The sequence below is a fragment of the Microbacterium sp. 1154 genome (assembly GCF_031455375.1).
Lineage (GTDB): Bacteria > Actinomycetota > Actinomycetes > Actinomycetales > Microbacteriaceae > Microbacterium.
Window position 1 is genome coordinate 1,442,957 of sequence record NZ_JAVDSN010000001.1, and the last position, 17,069, is coordinate 1,460,025.

16 protein-coding genes are annotated in these 17,069 nt (G+C 70.0%); 6 read left to right on the forward strand and 10 right to left on the reverse strand.

The genetic code is table 11. The features are described from left to right. Positions 1-18: 18 nt before the first annotated feature. Positions 19-1,530: a DUF2142 domain-containing protein gene (locus J2X55_RS06620; RefSeq protein ID WP_309822515.1), complete on the reverse strand. Its 1,512-nt coding sequence runs from the start codon at positions 1,528-1,530 to the stop codon at positions 19-21. A 72-nt stretch (positions 1,531-1,602) separates the two neighbouring features. Here J2X55_RS06620 and J2X55_RS06625 point away from each other — a divergent pair, with 72 nt between their 5' ends. Genes J2X55_RS06625 through J2X55_RS06650 form a run of 6 tightly spaced genes read left to right on the forward strand, consistent with a single transcriptional unit; the run spans position 1,603 to position 7,175 of the window. Continuing rightward, positions 1,603-2,331, forward strand: a complete 729-nt coding sequence (locus J2X55_RS06625; RefSeq protein ID WP_115915672.1) for a glycosyltransferase family 2 protein — start codon at positions 1,603-1,605, stop codon at positions 2,329-2,331. Further along, positions 2,328-2,738 (forward strand): DUF2304 domain-containing protein, encoded by a 411-nt coding sequence (locus J2X55_RS06630; protein ID WP_309822517.1) that lies wholly within the window; start codon positions 2,328-2,330, stop codon positions 2,736-2,738. The genes J2X55_RS06625 and J2X55_RS06630 overlap by 4 nt, the downstream gene beginning before the upstream one ends. Then, entirely contained in the window at positions 2,722-3,969 is a 1,248-nt protein-coding gene (locus tag J2X55_RS06635; RefSeq protein ID WP_309822519.1) for a hypothetical protein, read from the forward strand. The genes J2X55_RS06630 and J2X55_RS06635 overlap by 17 nt, the downstream gene beginning before the upstream one ends. A gap of 51 nt (positions 3,970-4,020) precedes the next feature. Continuing rightward, positions 4,021-5,049: a GDP-mannose 4,6-dehydratase gene (gene gmd, locus J2X55_RS06640; RefSeq protein WP_103206510.1), complete on the forward strand. Its 1,029-nt coding sequence runs from the start codon at positions 4,021-4,023 to the stop codon at positions 5,047-5,049. Between the two features lie 6 nt (positions 5,050-5,055). Then, a complete protein-coding gene (locus J2X55_RS06645; protein WP_309822521.1) occupies positions 5,056-5,994 on the forward strand; it encodes an NAD-dependent epimerase/dehydratase family protein in 939 nt (312 codons plus the stop codon). Beyond that, positions 5,991-7,175 (forward strand): DegT/DnrJ/EryC1/StrS family aminotransferase, encoded by a 1,185-nt coding sequence (locus J2X55_RS06650; protein WP_309822523.1) that lies wholly within the window; start codon positions 5,991-5,993, stop codon positions 7,173-7,175. Before J2X55_RS06645 ends, J2X55_RS06650 begins: the two co-directional genes overlap by 4 nt. Before the next feature lie 76 nt (positions 7,176-7,251). Here the strand turns inward: J2X55_RS06650 and J2X55_RS06655 are convergent, their stop codons facing one another. The 9 genes from J2X55_RS06655 to J2X55_RS06695 all read right to left on the reverse strand — a co-directional run bounded on the left by J2X55_RS06655 (position 7,252) and on the right by J2X55_RS06695 (position 17,068). Next, positions 7,252-8,349 (reverse strand): glycosyltransferase family 1 protein, encoded by a 1,098-nt coding sequence (locus J2X55_RS06655; RefSeq protein WP_115915667.1) that lies wholly within the window; start codon positions 8,347-8,349, stop codon positions 7,252-7,254. Positions 8,350-8,416: 67 nt separating this feature from the next. Then, positions 8,417-9,307 carry a glycosyltransferase gene (locus J2X55_RS06660; protein WP_115915666.1) on the reverse strand — a complete coding sequence of 297 codons (891 nt, stop codon included), beginning with the start codon at positions 9,305-9,307 and terminating at the stop codon, positions 8,417-8,419. Further along, complete coding sequence (locus J2X55_RS06665; RefSeq protein ID WP_115915665.1) at positions 9,304-10,248, reverse strand: UDP-glucuronic acid decarboxylase family protein; 945 nt, start codon at positions 10,246-10,248, stop codon at positions 9,304-9,306. Before J2X55_RS06665 ends, J2X55_RS06660 begins: the two co-directional genes overlap by 4 nt. Before the next feature lie 44 nt (positions 10,249-10,292). After that, positions 10,293-11,174, reverse strand: a complete 882-nt coding sequence (locus J2X55_RS06670; protein ID WP_309822526.1) for a glycosyltransferase — start codon at positions 11,172-11,174, stop codon at positions 10,293-10,295. 37 nt (positions 11,175-11,211) lie between these two features. Further along, complete coding sequence (locus tag J2X55_RS06675) at positions 11,212-12,273, reverse strand: glycosyltransferase family 1 protein (protein ID WP_309822528.1); 1,062 nt, start codon at positions 12,271-12,273, stop codon at positions 11,212-11,214. Positions 12,274-12,310: 37 nt separating this feature from the next. After that, positions 12,311-13,555, reverse strand: coding sequence for a lipopolysaccharide biosynthesis protein (locus J2X55_RS06680; RefSeq protein WP_115915662.1), 1,245 nt, complete (start codon positions 13,553-13,555; stop codon positions 12,311-12,313). Continuing rightward, positions 13,552-14,679, reverse strand: coding sequence for a glycosyltransferase family 1 protein (locus J2X55_RS06685; protein WP_309822530.1), 1,128 nt, complete (start codon positions 14,677-14,679; stop codon positions 13,552-13,554). The genes J2X55_RS06680 and J2X55_RS06685 overlap by 4 nt, the downstream gene beginning before the upstream one ends. Further along, positions 14,679-15,875, reverse strand: a complete 1,197-nt coding sequence (locus J2X55_RS06690; RefSeq protein WP_115915660.1) for a glycosyltransferase family 2 protein — start codon at positions 15,873-15,875, stop codon at positions 14,679-14,681. Before J2X55_RS06690 ends, J2X55_RS06685 begins: the two co-directional genes overlap by 1 nt. Beyond that, positions 15,872-17,068 carry a glycosyltransferase family 4 protein gene (locus J2X55_RS06695; RefSeq protein WP_181906330.1) on the reverse strand — a complete coding sequence of 399 codons (1,197 nt, stop codon included), beginning with the start codon at positions 17,066-17,068 and terminating at the stop codon, positions 15,872-15,874. The genes J2X55_RS06690 and J2X55_RS06695 overlap by 4 nt, the downstream gene beginning before the upstream one ends. Position 17,069 lies beyond the last annotated feature (1 nt).

A 17,069-nucleotide genomic window follows, 5' to 3' on the forward strand; every position in this document is an offset into this window, starting at 1 on the left:
GGCGCCCGCGGACTCCGATCAGGCGGGCGTCACGTCGCGATTGCTCGTCTCGTTCGTCGAGAAGCGCGCCGCCGCGAGGGCCCGGTGTTGAACCACGCCCAGCAGGACGAAGGCGAGTATCAGGGCGGCTGAGCCTGCGGCCCACACGAGGGTGGGCGAGGGGATGCCGTTCCACCACCACTCCGCGCGGGCGCCCAAGCTCAGAGCGGGGTCGTCGACCCCCGTCGTGTATCGGCGGATGCCGACGTGAAGCGCGACGACCATCGCGACGCTGAGAGCGACCCCCGCGAAGGTGATGCGGCTGACGGTCCAGCTCCGCTCGATGTCCACGCCCACCGACGCGACCCCGAGGAAGATGACGAGGAGCGGCAGGATGTACCGGGGTTGAACCTGAGCGCCGACCATCGCCTGAGACTGCGCGAGGAGGACGAACGGCACCAGATACAGCGCGGTGAGGCTCAGCGCGAAGGCGATGACACGACGCGGTGTCATCCCGCGCGCGCCGACGAAGATCGCTCCCGCGGCCGCCATCAGCGACAGGGTGGACACGACGCTGGGCATGTAGGTGTCGAGCCAGCCGAGCCCCCATCCGCCGAGGGCGCCGGCGAGCAGCGTCGGGATGTTCAAGAAATTGGAGATGTGCTGATCGATCGTCAGGGGGACCGGGTCCAGCGAAAGGCCCGTGACGACGGCGCTTCCCTGTCGCGCCAAGAGGTAGAACCCGACGGCCGCGATGGCGATGACGATCGCGGCGGCGGCTGCCGCCCACATCGAGCGGCCCTTCCGGGCTCCCAGGATGACGGCGAGCACGATGGAGAGCAGAGCGTATGCCGCGGAGTCGGCCCTCGCCCCGGCGCCCATGACACCGCCCAGGACCGCGAGTGCGGCCAGCACCCAACGCCGTCGGCCGTCCGTGAGCATTGCACCGTACAGACAGACCCACACCGTTGCGGCGGAGATGTACGCCCACGCGGAGGGGTTGGTGGACGCGGCGACAAACATCCCCAGGGGGACGGCGGAACCGACGGCCGAGACGACGAGGGCCGGGCGCAGCCGTCGAGGCAAGGCGAAGAAAACGGCCGAGAGCACCCCGACGGTGAGCGCCGAATTGACGATGCGGATGACGAGCACCGAGGTCTGGATGTCGTCGCTCGCGAAGATCGACATCGTGCCGTAGAACAGCGGTGGGTACAGGCCCACGTTCACGCGGGGGGTGTCGCTCATTCCCGTCTCGCTCGGGTTCCAGCACGACCCGCTGACCTCGGGCTTGAAGGCGAAGCACGCGGCGTCCGTCAGGGGAGTGGGGACGCTCCGGGTCTCCGGCTCGCTGCCGGGCGCGCACAGGCCCGGGCGTTCTCCGAGCCCGCACCAGATGGAGGGGAGATGGAAGTCGTCGTCGGGGGACGAACCCACGGGGCTCGCGAAGGCCCACGACACGAGCGACAGGAAGAGGAGAACGGGGATGGCGACGGCGAGGGCCAGGGCCCCGCGTCCGCGCGCAGGGGCGGCTGTCGTAGAGGCGGTCGTCACCAGAGCATCGTAGTCGGAGCCCGCGGTGCGCATCCGTTGGCGGGTGGCGCCGGTGGGTAGGATGGCCGAGTTATGACCCTCACTGCCGACAGAGTTCTGGTGATCGTTCCCGCGTGGAACGAGGCCGCCAACGTCGGTTCGACGATCGCCGAGATCCGGGCCGCCGACCCCGCCTACGACGTCGTCGTCGTCGATGACGGATCGGTGGACGGAACCGGCGACGTCGCGGTCGCGGCCGGCGCTCGCGTTCTCACCCTGCCGTTCAACCTCGGGGTGGGCGGGGCGATGAAGACCGGTTTCACGTTCGCGCAGCGCGAGGGGTACCACCGGGCCATCCAGGTGGACGCCGATGGTCAGCACAATCCCGCCGATGTCGCACGGGTTCTCGCGGGGCTAGCCGACGCCGACATCTCGATCGGCGCCCGTTTCGCCGAGGTGGGCGACTACGCGGTGCGCGGGCCACGGCGGTGGGCGATGGTGGTGTTGGCGAGCGTCGTCTCCCGCGTCGCCGGTACGCGCCTGACGGACGTGACGAGCGGGTTCCGCGCCGCCAACCGGCGCGCGATCGACCAATACGTGCGGTACTACCCGGCCGAGTATCTCGGCGACACCCTCGACTCGCTCGTCGAAGCCGTTCACGCGGGTCTCACCGTCACCCAGGTCCCCGTGGCGATGCGCCCGCGCGTGCACGGCAAACCCAGCCAGAACCCGCTCGGTGCGAGCGTGTACCTGCTTCGTTCCGTGTTCGCGCTCACGCTCGCGGTCCTGCGCGGAACGCTTCGTCGGAGGCCCCGCGCATGACCATCGCCGCCCTGGGGTTCGGCCTCTTCGTCCTCGTGCTCATCGTCGTCTTCCTGATGCGTCGACAGCTGCGCGAGAAATACGCCACGCTGTGGCTCGTCGTGGGTCTCGCCATCCTGGTCCTGGGTGTGTTCCCCGGTCTGCTCGGCTGGCTCGCCGCGTTCCTCGGGGTCGCCGTCCCGTCGAACCTTCTCTTCGCGCTCGCGCTCGCTCTGCTCGTCGGTGTGGCCCTGCACCTGTCGTGGGAGCTCTCCCGTGCAGAGGAGGAGATCCGCCGAGTCGCCGAAGAAGTCGCGATCCTGCGTACCCAGGTCGACTCCCTGCGGTCGGGCTCTCCGGCGGAGGAGCCCGCGGGCGAGCGCCCCGTGGGCGAAGAACCGCGGTCGTCCGGTGGCTCGGGCAGCTGAGGGGCGCACCGGCGCCCTGACCTACATCCTCGCCGCGACCGCGATCGCGGGTGCCGTCGGTTACGCGATCCAGCTCCTCGCCCCCGTCCTGCTGCCGGACAGCGAGTCGTACCTGGGCTTCAGCGTCTACTGGTCGACGGTGTACGTTCTCGTCGCCGCTCTCGCGGGGGTGCAGCAGGAGATCTCGCGGGCCACCACACCCGGCGAGACGCCGGCGAGCGGCGCCACGCTCCGGTCGTTCGCCCTCCTGGTCGCCGGGGCCGCCGCCGTCGTGGGGATCGTGACGGCCCTCGTCGTCGCGCCCTCGGCCTTCCCCGACGACACCGTCGGCTCCGCCTTCTGGATCGTCGTGGCGGTGGTCGGGTACGTCGCCACAGCGGTCTTGGCGGGCGTGCTGTACGGCCTGTCGATGTGGCGGGTCGTCGCCGCTCTCGCCATCGCCGACGCCCTGCTGAGGGCGGTCCTGGTCGGACTCGCCCTGGTGGCCCACGCGCCCCACGCGTGGATCGCTGCGGCTGTCTCGCTGCCCTTCGGAGGAGCTTTCCTCCTGGTCTGGTTCTTCGTGCGCCGACGGATCGTCGGCAACTTCCGCCTCGACGTGGGCGCACGCCGACTGATCGTGAACACCGTCAGCACGGTGACGGCCGCCGCCGCGACCGGTCTGATCGTCACCGGTGTCCCCGTCGTCCTCCGCACGACGATGCCCGACGTCGACGCCGGGATCCTGGCATCCCTCGTCCTGACCATCACCATCACGCGCGCGCCCCTCATCGTGCCGATCATGGCTCTGCAGAGCTACCTCATCGTCGACTTCCGATCGAACGAAAGGCCGCTCGGACGACGCCTCGCCACGTACCTGGCGGCGCTCGCCGCGGTGACCGCGGCGGGCGCCGTGCTGGCCGTGTTCTTCGCAGAGCCCCTCCTGTCGCAGTTCACGAACGGTCGGTACGAGGTGCCGGGGTGGGTCGCGGGCGGCATCGTCGCGAGCGCGGGGGCGGTCGCTGCGCTCTGCGTGACCGGGCCGGCGCTGTTGAGCCGATCCCGCCACGACTGGTACGTCGGGGGGTGGCTCCTCGCCGCGCTGTCGACGGTGCTCCTGCTCCTGTTCTTGCCGGTAGGACCCTACGAGCGCGTCGTCGTGGCGCTCGCGGTGGCGCCCCTGCTCGGCATCGTCGTCCACGTCGTCGCGCTGCGCCTGCCCGCTCGGGGAACCACAGCAACGGCACGATAGACTTCCGTGCACCCGTCGGACCGCCCCGGGGCAACAGGAGATCCGAAACCCATGACGTCTAGCGAACCCCGCAAACGCGCCCTCATCACCGGCATCACCGGACAGGACGGCAGTTATCTCGCCGAACTCCTGCTCTCGAAGGGGTATGAGGTCCACGGCTTGATCCGACGGTCGTCCTCGTTCAACACGCAGCGCATCGACCACGTCTATCAGCCCGCGCAGGCGGACGACCACCGCCTGTTCCTGCACTTCGGAGACCTGTCCGACGGTTCGCGCCTGGTCACCCTGCTCAACGAGATCCAGCCCCACGAGGTGTACAACCTCGCGGCGCAGTCCCACGTCCGTGTCAGCTTCGACGAGCCCGAGTACACGGGCGACATCACGGGCGTCGGCACGACCCGGCTGCTCGAGGCCATCCGTGCGGCCCACGTCGATTGCCGTTTCTATCAGGCGTCGAGCTCCGAGATGTTCGGTGCGACCCCGCCGCCGCAGAACGAGGACACCCCGTTCTACCCCCGCTCTCCGTACGGCGTCGCGAAGCTCTACTCGTACTGGATCACCCGCAATTACCGCGAGGCCTACGACCTCTTCGCGGTCAACGGCATCCTGTTCAACCACGAATCGCCCCGTCGTGGTGGAACCTTCGTCACCCGCAAGATCACCCGCGCCGCGGCGCGCATCAAGGCGGGTCTGCAGTCGGAGCTGTACCTGGGCAACCTCGACGCCGTGCGTGACTGGGGCTACGCGCCCGAGTACGTCGAAGGCATGTGGCGCATGCTCCAGCACGACGAGCCCACCGACTACGTGCTCGCCACGAACACGGCTTACACGGTCAAGGACTTCCTGCGCTTCACCTTCGAGCACGTCGGCCTCGATTGGGAGAAGTACGTCAAGTTCGACGAGCGCTACCTCCGTCCCACCGAGGTCGACGCGCTCATCGGCGATTACGGCCGGGCCAAGGATCTGCTCGGTTGGGAGCCGAAGGTCCACACGCCTCGCCTCGCGCAGATCATGGTCGACGCCGACGCCGCAGCCCTCGAGGTCGAGGGTCGCCCGTTCATCGACCAGGTCCAGAGCTGAGGGCGGGTGCGCGCCCTTCTCACCGGCGGCACCGGCATGCTCGGCTCGAGCATCGTCGATGCGTGGCGAACGCACCGACCCGATGACGAGCTCGTCGTGCCCTCGCGGGGCGACGTCGACCTGACCGACCCCGCCGCCACGCGCGACATCGTGCGGGACGTCGCGCCCGACGTCGTCATCCATTCCGCTGCCTTTGTCGGTGGGATCGGCGACAAGGTCGCCCGGCCGCTGCCCTATCTGCTGGACAACCTCCGTATCGACGCGTCTGTGCTCGGCGCGGCGGTGGCCGCGGGGGTGCCGCGTTATCTCTACGTCGCCTCCGCGGCCGCATACCCGGCGGCCGCACCCAACCCGATCGCCGAGGAGTCGCTCTTCGACGGCCGCTTGGAGCCGGCGAACGAAGGGTACGGCCTGGCCAAGCTCACCGGACTCACCGCGGTGGGTTACGCCGCGCGGCAGACGGGGGCGGCATACCGGTCAATCCTGCCCTCGAACCTCTACGGTCCGCGCGACTCGTTCGACCCCTCGCGCTCGCATCTCATCGCCTCGACGCTGCTCAAGACCCATCGTGCGCACGCGTCGGCTGCGGATCACGTCGAGGTGTGGGGGGACGGAACCGCACGACGCGAGTTCACGTTCGCCCCCGACCTCGCCCGATGGATGGTCGCATCGCTCGACGACATGACCTCCTGGCCGGAGTTCATGAACATCGGGGCGGGGTACGACCACAGCATCCGCGAGTTCTACGAGGTGGCCAGCGACGTCGTCGGCTACCGGGGAGGACTCGCGTTCGACACCTCGAAGCCGAGCGGCGTTCCCCGACGGCTCATCGATTCGACTCGCGTGCGCGCCCACGGTTGGGCGCCTCAGACCACCATCCGTGACGGAATGGCGCAGTGCTACGACGCCTTCCTCACCCGCTCCGACACCGAAGGACTCCGATGAACCGCGAACCGGCCTACCCCCTTGCCACCACGACGTGGGATGACGCCGAATACGCAGCGCTGCAGGACGTCATCGCCGGCGGGCGCTTCACCAACGGCCCCCGCGTTCGCGAGTTCGAGAGCGCCTTCGCTGCGCACTTCGGCGCGCAGTTCGCCGTGATGGTCAACTCCGGCAGCTCCGCGAACCTCATCGCCGTCGCGGCCGCCGTTCTCGACCCGCGCTTCGACCTGTCGCGCGGCGACGAAGTGCTCGTGCCCGCGGTGTCGTGGCCGACCACGTACTACCCGCTCTCGCAGTACGGCCTCCGGCCCCGTTTCGTCGACATCGACCTCGACACGCTCAACGTCGACCTCGAGCTGCTCGAGGCGGCCATCGGGCCGCGGACGAAGGCCATCATGGCCGTCAATCTGCTCGGCAATCCAAACGACCTCACGCGTCTGCGCGCGATCGCCGAGACCCACGGTCTCGTGCTCCTCGAGGACAACTGCGAGTCCCTCGGCGCCGTCCACGACGGGATCAATGCCGGAACCGCGGGCCTGGCGGGCACCTTCAGCTCGTTCTTCTCGCACCACATCGCCACGATGGAGGGCGGACTCATCGTCACGGACGACGAGCAGCTCTACCAGGAGATGCTGTCGCTGCGGTCCCACGGGTGGACCCGTGAGCTGCCCGATCGCAACCACGTGCACAACAAGAGCGGTGACGCCTGGGACGACCTCTTCCGGTTCGTCCTCCCGGGCTACAACGTGCGTCCCCTCGAGATGGAGGGCGCCCTCGGGATCGAGCAGCTGAAGAAGGTGCCCGCTCTCATCCAGGGGCGTCGCGACAACGCGGCCTACTTCCAGGAGCGGTTCGCCGCCATCGACGCCGTCCGGATCCAGCGGGAGACGGGACAGAGCAGCTGGTTCGGGTTCTCGATGATCCTGGAGGGTCCGTTGTCGGGCCGACGGGCCGAGGTCGTGCGTGCCTTCGACGAGGCCGGGATCGAATCCCGTCCGATCGTCGCGGGCAACTTCACGCGCAACCCGGTGATGGCGCACCTTGACGCCGTCGTGCCCGAGGCGCTGCCCGCGGCCGACCGCGTCCACACCGACGGGCTCTTCGTCGGCAACCACCACTACCCGGTGACGGGCGGCCTCGACCTCGTCGCCGAGACGATCGAGCGCGTCGCGGCGAACTGATCGTTTCCGGCGCGCGGGAGCTCCCCGCCCGCCGGAAACGGGTCGCCCACGGCCGACGGGCGCTCGAACGTCGCCCTCAGCGGCCGTGGGACAGGGCCTTGTCGAAGCTGTCGAGGGTGCCGCGCGCCGTGCGTTCCCACGAAAACTCCGCCGCCCGGGCCGGACCGCGGGTTGCGAGGTCGGCCATGACATCGGGCCGGGTGGATGCCGTGACCATGGCGTCGGCGATCGACTGCAGGTCGTCGGGGTCGATGAAGAGAGCGACGTCGCCCACGACCTCGCGGTACACCGGGATGTCGCTGATGATCACGGGGACACCCGCCATCATCGCCTCCAGGGCGGGTAGGGAGAACCCGTCGGCGAAAGACGGCATCGCCAGCGCCGTGGCGGTCGAGTAGAGGTCGCGCATCTCTTCGTCGCTGACCCAGCTCTTCAGCTCGACCCACTTCTGCATCCCGGTCTCCGCGACCACGTCGACGAGGGGATCGTCTCCGTGGCTCCCTGTCACGACGACGCGCGGGCGGTGCTGTTCGGGCACGAGAGGCAGAGCGCGGATGAGTGAGGGCCAGTTCTTGTGCGGCCTGCGGTTGCCCGTGGCGAGCACCATCGGTCCGTTTTCGCCCGCGCGCGAGCGGTCGGCCCCGGGCACCGCGGTTCCGGCGAGGGGGACGAGGTCGACGCGCGCGGCGGGGACCTTGAGGTATCGCAGGATCGCCTGGCGGGACTCTTCGCTGATGGTGAGGACTCGAGTCGCGTTGCGCGCCGCGAGGCGCTCCATCAGCTTGACCGGCGCGGTGTAGAGCGGCGTCGACATGAACTGAGGGTGGCTCCAGTAGAGCATGTCGTGCATGGTGAGGACCGCCGGCATCCGCGTGTGAGCGGGGCCGAGGATCATCGGTGAGTGGAGGAGGTCCGCCCGGGCACGGGACGCGGCCCGGCCGCACGTGAGTTCACCCCAGGCCCACTGGAATCGGTTCTCTCCGCTGATACCGGAGTCGATCGTCTCTCCGGGGAACCAGGACCGGTCGAGGGCGTATCCTTCGCGGCTGAAGTAGCCCACGTACTCGTGCTCGGGAGCAAGACGACCGATCTCCCGGTACAGCTGACGCGCGTAGATCTCCATGCCGCCCTTTTTTCCGGTCAGCGAGAGCAGGTCGACGAAGATTCGTGCCATGGGTCTGGTGGTCCATTTCGGGCGGGGACGGATGAGTGTGCGGGCGGCCGTTCAGCGCCCCGGTGCCTCAGATCGAGAGCACGTGCGCAAGGGCAGATTTTATCCCCGCGCGCGTCCCCTTCCTCAGCACCGTCGGGAGCTCGGCGGCGCCGTGGAGCCGCGAGACGATGCGCAACCGCGCTGTCCTGCGTGTCCGCCGCCATCCGAGGTCGCCCGCGAGGCGGGCGGCGAGTGCGTAGTACCGCCGCTCGTCGGCGAAACGTTCTCCGTCCAACAGCGTCTTCTGGGAGGCGCTCTCGCTGTGCCTGCGGTAAGAGAAAGCGATCTCCGGGTCGTAGGCGAGGGTTGCCCCCGCGAACGCCATGTCCATGAGGAGGGCGAGGTCCTGGATGACGGGGAAGCCGTCGCGGAAATCGAATCGGCGGATGGTCTCGGTCCGGAAGGTCAGCGACGGCCAGTACAGCCAGTTGCCGCGGATGAGGCTGGTCGCCATCTCGGGCCCGCGGAGGACCGCGATGTCCGTGCCTCGCCGCGGGGCCAGGAGGTCGTGCTTGACCCGGTCTGTCAGGGGCTGCGACGGGGCGCCGTGCTCATCGATGACCTGCACTCCCGGTTGGATCACGTCGGCGTGAGGGACGGCGGCGATGGTCCGCTTCACGACCTCGACGTAGTTGGGGTGCAGGAGGTCGTCGCAGCCCAGGATGGTGAGGTGTGTGGCCTCGGCGCGTCGCACGCATTCACGGAAGTTCTCGGTGATGCCGACATTCTCGGTGTTGCGCGTGTAGGTCACGCGTGCGTCGTCGAGGTTCTGGAAGAAGTCGGCGACCGAGACGTCGGGATAGCAGTCGTCGATGACGGTGAGACGCCAATCGGGGTCGTTCTGCGCCTGCACCGAGCGCACGGCGTCGTACAGCAGGCCCGGGTCGCCCCAGAACGGGATGAAGACGTCGAGGGTCATGCCGAGGCGAGAACCCCGCGGAAGTAGTCGACCGTGCGCTCGAGGCCCGCGCGCAGGGCGATCGTCGGCTCCCACCCGAGCTCACGACGGGCGAGGTCGATGTTGGGCTGGCGCTGCTTGGGGTCGTCCTGGGGGAGTGCCCGGTGCTCGATGGTCGAGGCGCTCCCCGTGATCTCGAGCACGGCGTTCGCGAGCTCCAGCATCGTGAACTCGCCGGGGTTGCCGACGTTGATCGGCCCGGTCACCGAGTGATCGGTGTTCATCAGGCGCACCATTCCGTCGACGAGGTCGTCGACGAAGCAGAACGAGCGCGTCTGCGAGCCGTCACCGTAGATGGTGATCGGTTCTCCGCGCAGGGCCTGCACGATGAAGTTCGACACGACTCGGCCGTCGTTGGGGTGCATGCGCGGGCCGTAGGTGTTGAAGATGCGGATGACCTTGATCGACAGGTCGTGCTGGCGGCGGTAGTCGAAGAACAGCGTCTCGGCGGCGCGCTTGCCCTCGTCGTAGCAGGAGCGGGTGCCGATGGGGTTGACGTTGCCCCAGTAGTCCTCGGTCTGCGGGTGCACGGCCGGGTCGCCGTAGACCTCGGACGTCGAGGCCTGCAGGATCGGCACCCGGAGGCGCTTGGCCAGGCCCAGCATGTTGATGGCGCCCATGACGCTGGTCTTGGTGGTCTGCACCGGGTCGTGCTGGTAGTGCACCGGGGAGGCGGGGCACGCGAGGTTGTAGATCTGGTCGACCTCGACGTAGAGCGGGAAGGTCACGTCGTGACGCATCAGCTCGAAACGCGGGTTGTCGAAGAGGTGCTCGACGTTGCGGCGGGAACCCGTGAAGAAGTTGTCGACGCAGATGACCTCGTTGCCCTCGGCGAGGAGGCGTTCCGACAGGTGGGATCCGATGAAGCCGGCTCCGCCGGTGATCAAGACTCTCGATGACACTTCGTCAGCCTATCAGCGGGGTCATCTGCGCCCGGGGACGGCGGTCAGCGGGTGGTCGACACCATCCGCGCCTGACCGAACGTGCGCCCCAGGGCGCCCTCGAGCCGCCCCACGAACATGGGCCACCCGTCCAGGACCGTGATGGGGCGGGGGTTCCGCACGCCGTACAGCAGGCCCGCGCCCGTGAAGGCCGCCCGCCACCACAGCGGGTAGCCGTGCACGGCGAAGGCGCGGCCCGTGCCGCGTCCGTACGCGCGGAGCTTGCGGCGGCGCTCGGCGGCGCCGAGACCGAAGCCGGTCGAGATGCCGTCGACGTGGACGGATGCCGGCAGCCACCGGAAATCACGGGCCAGGACGGGTTCGTGCGCCAGGGCACGCAGCAGGAGGTCCGTCCCCTCGGCCACCTGCCACGGCGTCGAGGCTCCCGGCCCCATGCGCTCGTCGAACCCTCCGACGGCGTCGAAGAGGGACCGGCGCAGCAGGATGCCCATCTCGATGACGGCCCATACGTTGTACTTGTCGAGCGGCGTGCCCGGGTCGGGAAGCGTCGTCTTGGGGCCGCGCTCGTCCCACGAGGTGAACCCGCCCGCGCGGAAGGTCGGGTCGTCGACGGCGTCGTGCAGGGCCGCGACCGTGCCCGCGGGGTAGGTGGTGTTGTCGTTGGGGAAGGTCACGACGGCTTCGCCGGCGGGCAGGGCCGCGACTCCCGTGTTGCGACCGAGCGAGGCACCGCGCCCCGAGGTCGTGGCTGAGACGGCGACGCCCCGTTCGGCGAACTCCGCGGCGAGGGCGGCCACCTCGTCCTGTGCCCCCTGCGCGACGAGGACGACGTGGTCGCCCTCGCGCAGTTGGCCCTCCAGCGAGGTCAGCAGGGCGCGGAGGGGCTCGAGCCGCCCCAGGGTCGTCACGACGAAACCGATGTTCACCAGACGATTCTGCCTGTCGCGGTGCCCGGTGCGGGAATCAGCGCCCTTCCCGGTCGAGGATCGCGTTCCACGCCGCGGTCGTGGCATCCCACGTGAATCGCTCCGCGTTGGCGTGGGATGCGGCCGACAGGGTCGTCTTCAGATCGGCCGATCCCGAGATCTCGGAGAGGAGGGATGCCAGCTCCTGCGGCTGCGTGGGCGGGAAGTACCGTGCGGAGTCGCCGAGGATCTCGCGGTTGATGGGGATGTCGGAGGCGAGGACGGGCGCACCCAGGCGCTGCGCCTCGAGGGGAGGCAGGCCGAACCCCTCGTGCAGCGACGGCCAGACGAACGCGTCGGCCCGGGCGAAGGCCGCGGCGAGCTCGTCGTCGCTGACCGGACCGGTCCACCGGATGCGTTCGGGGGCGACGCCCCGAGAAGCCGCGTGGGGCGCCAGCTCCGGGTCGAGGTTGCCGACGAACTCCACCACGACGTCGGACGAGTCGGGCAGGAGCACGAGGGCGTCGATGACGGCGCGGGTGTTCTTGGCCGCTCCGTGACGACCGAAGGCGACCACGCGCGTCCCGCGCTCGTCGGAGGGGGTCTGTCGGGGTACCAGAGGGAGGCTGTCGGCTCCCTCGTAGACGACCTCGATGGACGCGGGATCCGCGCCGAATCGTTCGGCGATCTCGCGCTGGGACGCGTGGCTGACCGTGACGAGCCGCTGGCCGCGTCGCAGCATCCCGTAGCGGACCGCCAGCTGCCACTGCACACGGAAGGGGAAGGTGAAGTCCTGCGGCCGGATCGCGGGGGCGATGTCGTGGAGAACGGTGATCTGACGGCGGTACGACACGGGGGCGATGTTCGCCAGGTTCAGCAGCAGCGGTGAGCCGTGGCGACGCAGCCACCGGGGCAGCTCGAGCTGTTCCCACGCGGGACCGGCGAGGCGCCCGACCTTTTCGATGGGGATCCCCGCCACGCTGGAGGTGTCGGCCGATGCGGGCGCCAGCAGCACCACATCGTCACGGGACTGCGCGAGGTGGTGCGTCAGTTCGGTGGCGAAGCGTCGAACGCCGCCGAACGAATCGAGGAGGAAGCGGCCGTTGATGGCGACGGTCATCGCGCGGTCCTTTCATGGGGGCGTCCCGTGTGAGCACTCACGGCGTCGCCTCGGCGGGGGTGTGACGCAGCTCGTGCAGCACGCGCAGGCAGCGTCGGGTCAGCAGCAACGCGGCGGCGCCCTCGGTGAACGCGTACCCGAGAGCGGCGCCGATCGGGCCCCAGACGATGCCCAGGCCGATCATGAGGGGGATTCCGGCCGCCGTGGCGATGAGGGTGGCGCGCATGACGGCGGAGGCCTGCCCCGCCGGGAAGAGCACGAGGCGGGCGACGGCCGTGCGGACGGAGAAGAAGAAGAAGACCAGGCCCATGACGAAGAGGATGTCGAAGGGGGCCGGAGCGGCGGGGAGGTACGCCTGGGTCAGCCACGGTCCGACCAGGGCCAGACCCGCCCACCCGAGCAGACCGGTCGCGGCCGAGAGCCCGATGGCCAGACGCATCCGACGGCCGCGGTGGGGTCCGTGGGCCTCGCCGACCCACGCCTGCAGCGCGTTGGCGAGGGTCATCGGGATGAACTGCCCGAGCTTGAGCATCTTGTCGGCCGTCGCGTAGCCGCTGGCCGCCGCGGGGAGCGCGGTGACGTTGACGACGGGGGCCGGGACGCTCGAGTACCCGCTGAGACCGGCGTCGTTCAACGCCACCGCGAGGTTCGTACGGAGGAGCCGCGGCAGATCGCGTGGGCGCGGCCACGGTCCCGGATGCCGGCGCAGCAGCCGCACCGTGAAGATCGAGGTCCCCACGAGGGTGACGAGAATGCCGGCGAGCGGGTAGAGCACGACGACCCCGGTCGCCAGGACGAGGCCGGCGGCGGCGAGGTTCGCCAGCAGACGCGGCGCGGCGTCGAAGACGACGATGGTCCGCGGGTCGCCGACACCCGCGCAGAACCACGTGAACGACAGGGCGATGAGCGCACCCTGCATCCCCATCAGGATGGTCAGCCACTCCGAGCCCGGAGAGGCGACGAACCAGCAGATGACGGCGAGGGCGGGCAGGGCGACGACCGAGATCGACAGACGGACGGCGATCGACTCGCGGTAGAGGCGAGCGCGCTGGTCGTCGTCGCCGGCGACGGAGATGAGAGCCGGGCCCACGGTGGCCCATCCCCAACCGATGGCGATGGCCGCGAAGGTTCCGATGGACTCTCCGGCGATCGCGCTCGCCCAGCCCGCCTGGCCGGCGATCGCGGTGACAGCGGGCAGAGCAATGAGCGGCGAGAGCGCCGCGATCGCGGGAATGAGGAGGAAGCCGAGCAAGCGGCGCTTCATCGAGGGGGCGGCCGTCACCGTCGGGCCCCCCGGCGCACGGATTCGAGGACCTCCGCGGTCGCCTCCGCCGCGGAATCCCACGTGAAGCGCGCCGCCCATTCCTGGGCCTCGGCGCGCGCGTCGTCGTCGGCGGGAGCCCGCAGCGCCGCCGTGAGCGCGGCACCGAAGATGGCGGCATCCGTCGCATCGGCGTAGTGAGCGGCGTCACCGCCGACCTCACGCAGCACCGGGACGTCGTGAGCGAGGACCGGCACACGCCGGCGTAGCGCATCGACGACCGGGAGGCCGAAGCCCTCGGCGAGGGAGGGGCAGACGTACAGGTCGGCGGCCTGGTAGAGCGCCTCGAGCTGCTCGTCGCTGACCCAGCCGGGCAGGATCACGTCGCGCTCCAGACCGAGACGGGCCACGTCACCGGCGAGCGGGTCGGGCAGGCGGCTGCCGGCGACGACGGTCACGGGACGCGCGGCGGGGGCGATCGTGGCGAGGGCCTCGAGCAGTCCCGGGAAGTTCTTGTGCGGCATGCGGTTGCCCACGCTCAGCACGAGGGGACGGCCCGCGGGCAGCGCGAAGGACGACAGGATGCCACGGGGGTCGTCCACCGGGCGAGGTTCCGAGCTGCCGTTGTGGACCACCGAGACGCGCTCGGCCGGTACGGCGAGGAAACGTCCGATGCTGTCGGCCGCCGCGTGCGACACCGTGAGCACGCGGTCGGCGGTCCGCGCCGAGCGACGCATGAGGGTCGAGGTGACCGCGCGCTGGGCGCGCTGGGCGAGACCGCCGGGGACCTCGTCGTAGATGGCGTCGTGCACCGTGACCACGCGCGGGACGCCGCGGAAGACGGGCCCGAAGTTGGCGGGCGCCCACACGAGGTCGGCTCGGCCCCGCCGCGCGAGCAGGTCGGTCGCCGCGACCGCGCCCAGGGCCCAGGTCGCGGGGTCGGCTCCGACCCACGGCACGGTCTGCACGTGCCCCGGGAAGAACGCCGATACGCGATGGGCTCCGGCGCGGCCGGTCAGGGCGGCGAAGCGCGTACCCGGCAGAAGATTGGCGATACGCGGGAGCAGCTCGCGGACGTAGGTCTCGGTGCCCCCGCGCGAGCCGGTGAACCCCAGGAGATCGACGAGGATGCGGCGGTCGGCCATTAGCTCTCGATGACGGCTTCGGGGCGCTGCTCGCGCCGGGGCGTGGTCAGGACGCCCGAGAAGAAGCTCATCATCGCGGTCTGGAAGCCGAGGATGATCAACAGTGCGCTGGGCACGGCGATGCGCACGGCCTGGGCCGCGTTCTGCGCGCCGAAGTCGAGATTGCCCCACAGCGCCACCTGCACGATGCCGATGATGATGCCGAGGAAGAACAGGCCCACACCGATCAGCAGGCCGCGCTCGGCCGACCATTTGGCCACGATCCGCCGGTACCTCTCGCTCGTGGGCAGGAAGCCCTCTTGCGTGGCGTAGAGCTTCGTCAGCCAGAAGAACAGCAGGGATTGGAAACCGATCACGCACAGGGCGCTCGCGTAGACCATCGTGGTCACGTCGAAGCCCACGTCTCCGATCCGGATGCCGCCGAACGACAGCACGCCGACCGCGATGGCGCCGAAGAAGAAGGCCACCAGACCCGGGTAGACGAAGAGCCAGCGGGGAGCGAACAGCAGCAGGAACCGCAGGTGCCGCCATCCGTCGTGCCAGCTGCGCAGGTGCGGCGGGCGCGATCGGCCGTCCTTCTTGAGCGTCGTGGGCACTTCTTCGATGCGGAAGCGGGCGAGCGAGGCGCGCACCACCATCTCGGAGGCGAACTCCATGCCGGTGGTCTGCAGGTCGAGCTCGCGGATGCGGGCGCGGTTGAAGCCGCGCAGGCCGCAGTGGAAATCGCGGATGCCGGGCTTGAAGAACAGCTCGCCGATGAACGAGAGCACCGGGTTGCCGAGGTACTTGTGCAGCGGGGGCATGGCGCCCGGCTCGATGCCGCCGCGGAAGCGGTTGCCCATGACGAGGTCGGCGCCGGCGCGCAGGCGCTCGACGAAGGGCTCGAGGTTCTCGAAGTCGTAGCTGTCATCGGCGTCGGCCATGATGATGTACCGGCCGCGGGCCGTCTCGATGCCGTTGATGAGAGCGGCGCCGTATCCGCGGCGCGGGGCGTGCGAGACGCGCGCGCCGAGGCTCTCGGCGAGGGCCTGCGAGCCGTCGGTGCTCCCGTTGTCGGAGATGAGGATCTCTCCCCGGATGCCGCTGCGCTCGAGGAAGCCCTGCGCCTTGCGGATGCAGACCTCCAGCGTCTCGACCTCGTTGAGGCACGGCATGAGGATCGTCAACTCGAGGTCGGACGGTGCGGGAGTGGTCACGGGGTGTCTTCTTTCGTCTTCACCGCGGTGGAGGCGGGCAGCGCGAGCGCTGCGCGGATCCGGTCCACGGTTCGGCGGATGGTGCGTGTGCCGACGGCGGTGTCGTACCAGGCGCGCGAGGTGCGGCGCAGGTCGTCACCCCCGTCGGCGACGTCCCGGATGGCCCGGGCGAGATCTGCGGGGCGAATGGTGGGAGAGACGACGCCGTTGACGCCGTGCTCGATGAGTTCTGTCGCCGCGTTGCCCTCGTCGGCGACCAGCACCACGGGCGTGCCGTGGGCGTTGGCCTCCACGACGACGAGACCGTATCCCTCGCGGCGCGACGGGTTGGCCAGGGCGAGCGCGCCGTGCAGGAGCGCGTCGAGCTCGGCATCCGAGACGAAGCCCGGGAAATCGGTCCACTCCTCGCCGCCGACGCGTCGCACCTCGGCGCGCACCGCCTCGGAGCTGGGTCCGGTGCCCAGCACGACCAGGCGGAGATCGGGCAGGCTCTCGCGCGCCGCCGCGACGGCGGCCGGGAGTACCTCGACGCGCTTGTCGGGGATGTGGCGGCCGACATACAGCACGTAGGGGGGAGTCGCCGCGGACGAGGGGGGAGCCACCTCGACGGCGCCGTCGATCAGCCCGGGGCTGACGAGGGGTGCGCGACGCAGACCCTCGCGCCGCAGGCGCGTGGCCGAGAGCTGCGAATGGCACGTGGCCAGCGGGGTGAGGGCGATGGCCGCGCGCTGCAGGACCCAGGCGATCGTTCCCGTGACGGCCCCCGAGTACTCGATCCACTGACGGCGGTGCCACACCTCGAGATAGTCCACGACGAGGCGCGTCCCCGACCCGAGCAGGGCCAGTCGAGCCGCGAACACGTTGAAGATCGGCAGGCCGCTGACGATGACGGCGGCGTAGCGACGGCGGTGACGCACCAGCGCGCCGAACAGTCCCGCCGCGTACCGCAGGGCCGCAGGGATCCGGCGCACCCCGTCGGCGGAGTAGAGCGAGAGGCGACCGGTGACCGGCACGATGCGGAAGTGGTCCTCCCGCGGGGTCTCGGCATCCCACTGCACGGCGGTCAGATAGTCGACGTCCAGGCCCGCGCGGCCCAGCTCGTCGGCGAACGCACGGTACTGCCGCTCGCCGCCGCCCGTGGAGTACGGGAACAGGCAGTCGTAGGCGACCGCCACCGTCGAGGCGCGCGACACG

Coding starts and splice junctions, on each gene's coding strand:
- gmd (WP_103206510.1), top strand. CDS start 4,021: ATGACGTCTAGCGAACCCCGCAAACGCGCCCTCATCACCGGCATCACC.
- J2X55_RS06685 (WP_309822530.1), bottom strand. CDS start 14,679: ATGGCCGACCGCCGCATCCTCGTCGATCTCCTGGGGTTCACCGGCTCG.
- J2X55_RS06655 (WP_115915667.1), bottom strand. CDS start 8,349: ATGGCACGAATCTTCGTCGACCTGCTCTCGCTGACCGGAAAAAAGGGC.
- J2X55_RS06630 (WP_309822517.1), top strand. CDS start 2,328: ATGACCATCGCCGCCCTGGGGTTCGGCCTCTTCGTCCTCGTGCTCATC.
- J2X55_RS06625 (WP_115915672.1), top strand. CDS start 1,603: ATGACCCTCACTGCCGACAGAGTTCTGGTGATCGTTCCCGCGTGGAAC.
- J2X55_RS06650 (WP_309822523.1), top strand. CDS start 5,991: ATGAACCGCGAACCGGCCTACCCCCTTGCCACCACGACGTGGGATGAC.
- J2X55_RS06675 (WP_309822528.1), bottom strand. CDS start 12,273: ATGACCGTCGCCATCAACGGCCGCTTCCTCCTCGATTCGTTCGGCGGC.
- J2X55_RS06660 (WP_115915666.1), bottom strand. CDS start 9,307: ATGACCCTCGACGTCTTCATCCCGTTCTGGGGCGACCCGGGCCTGCTG.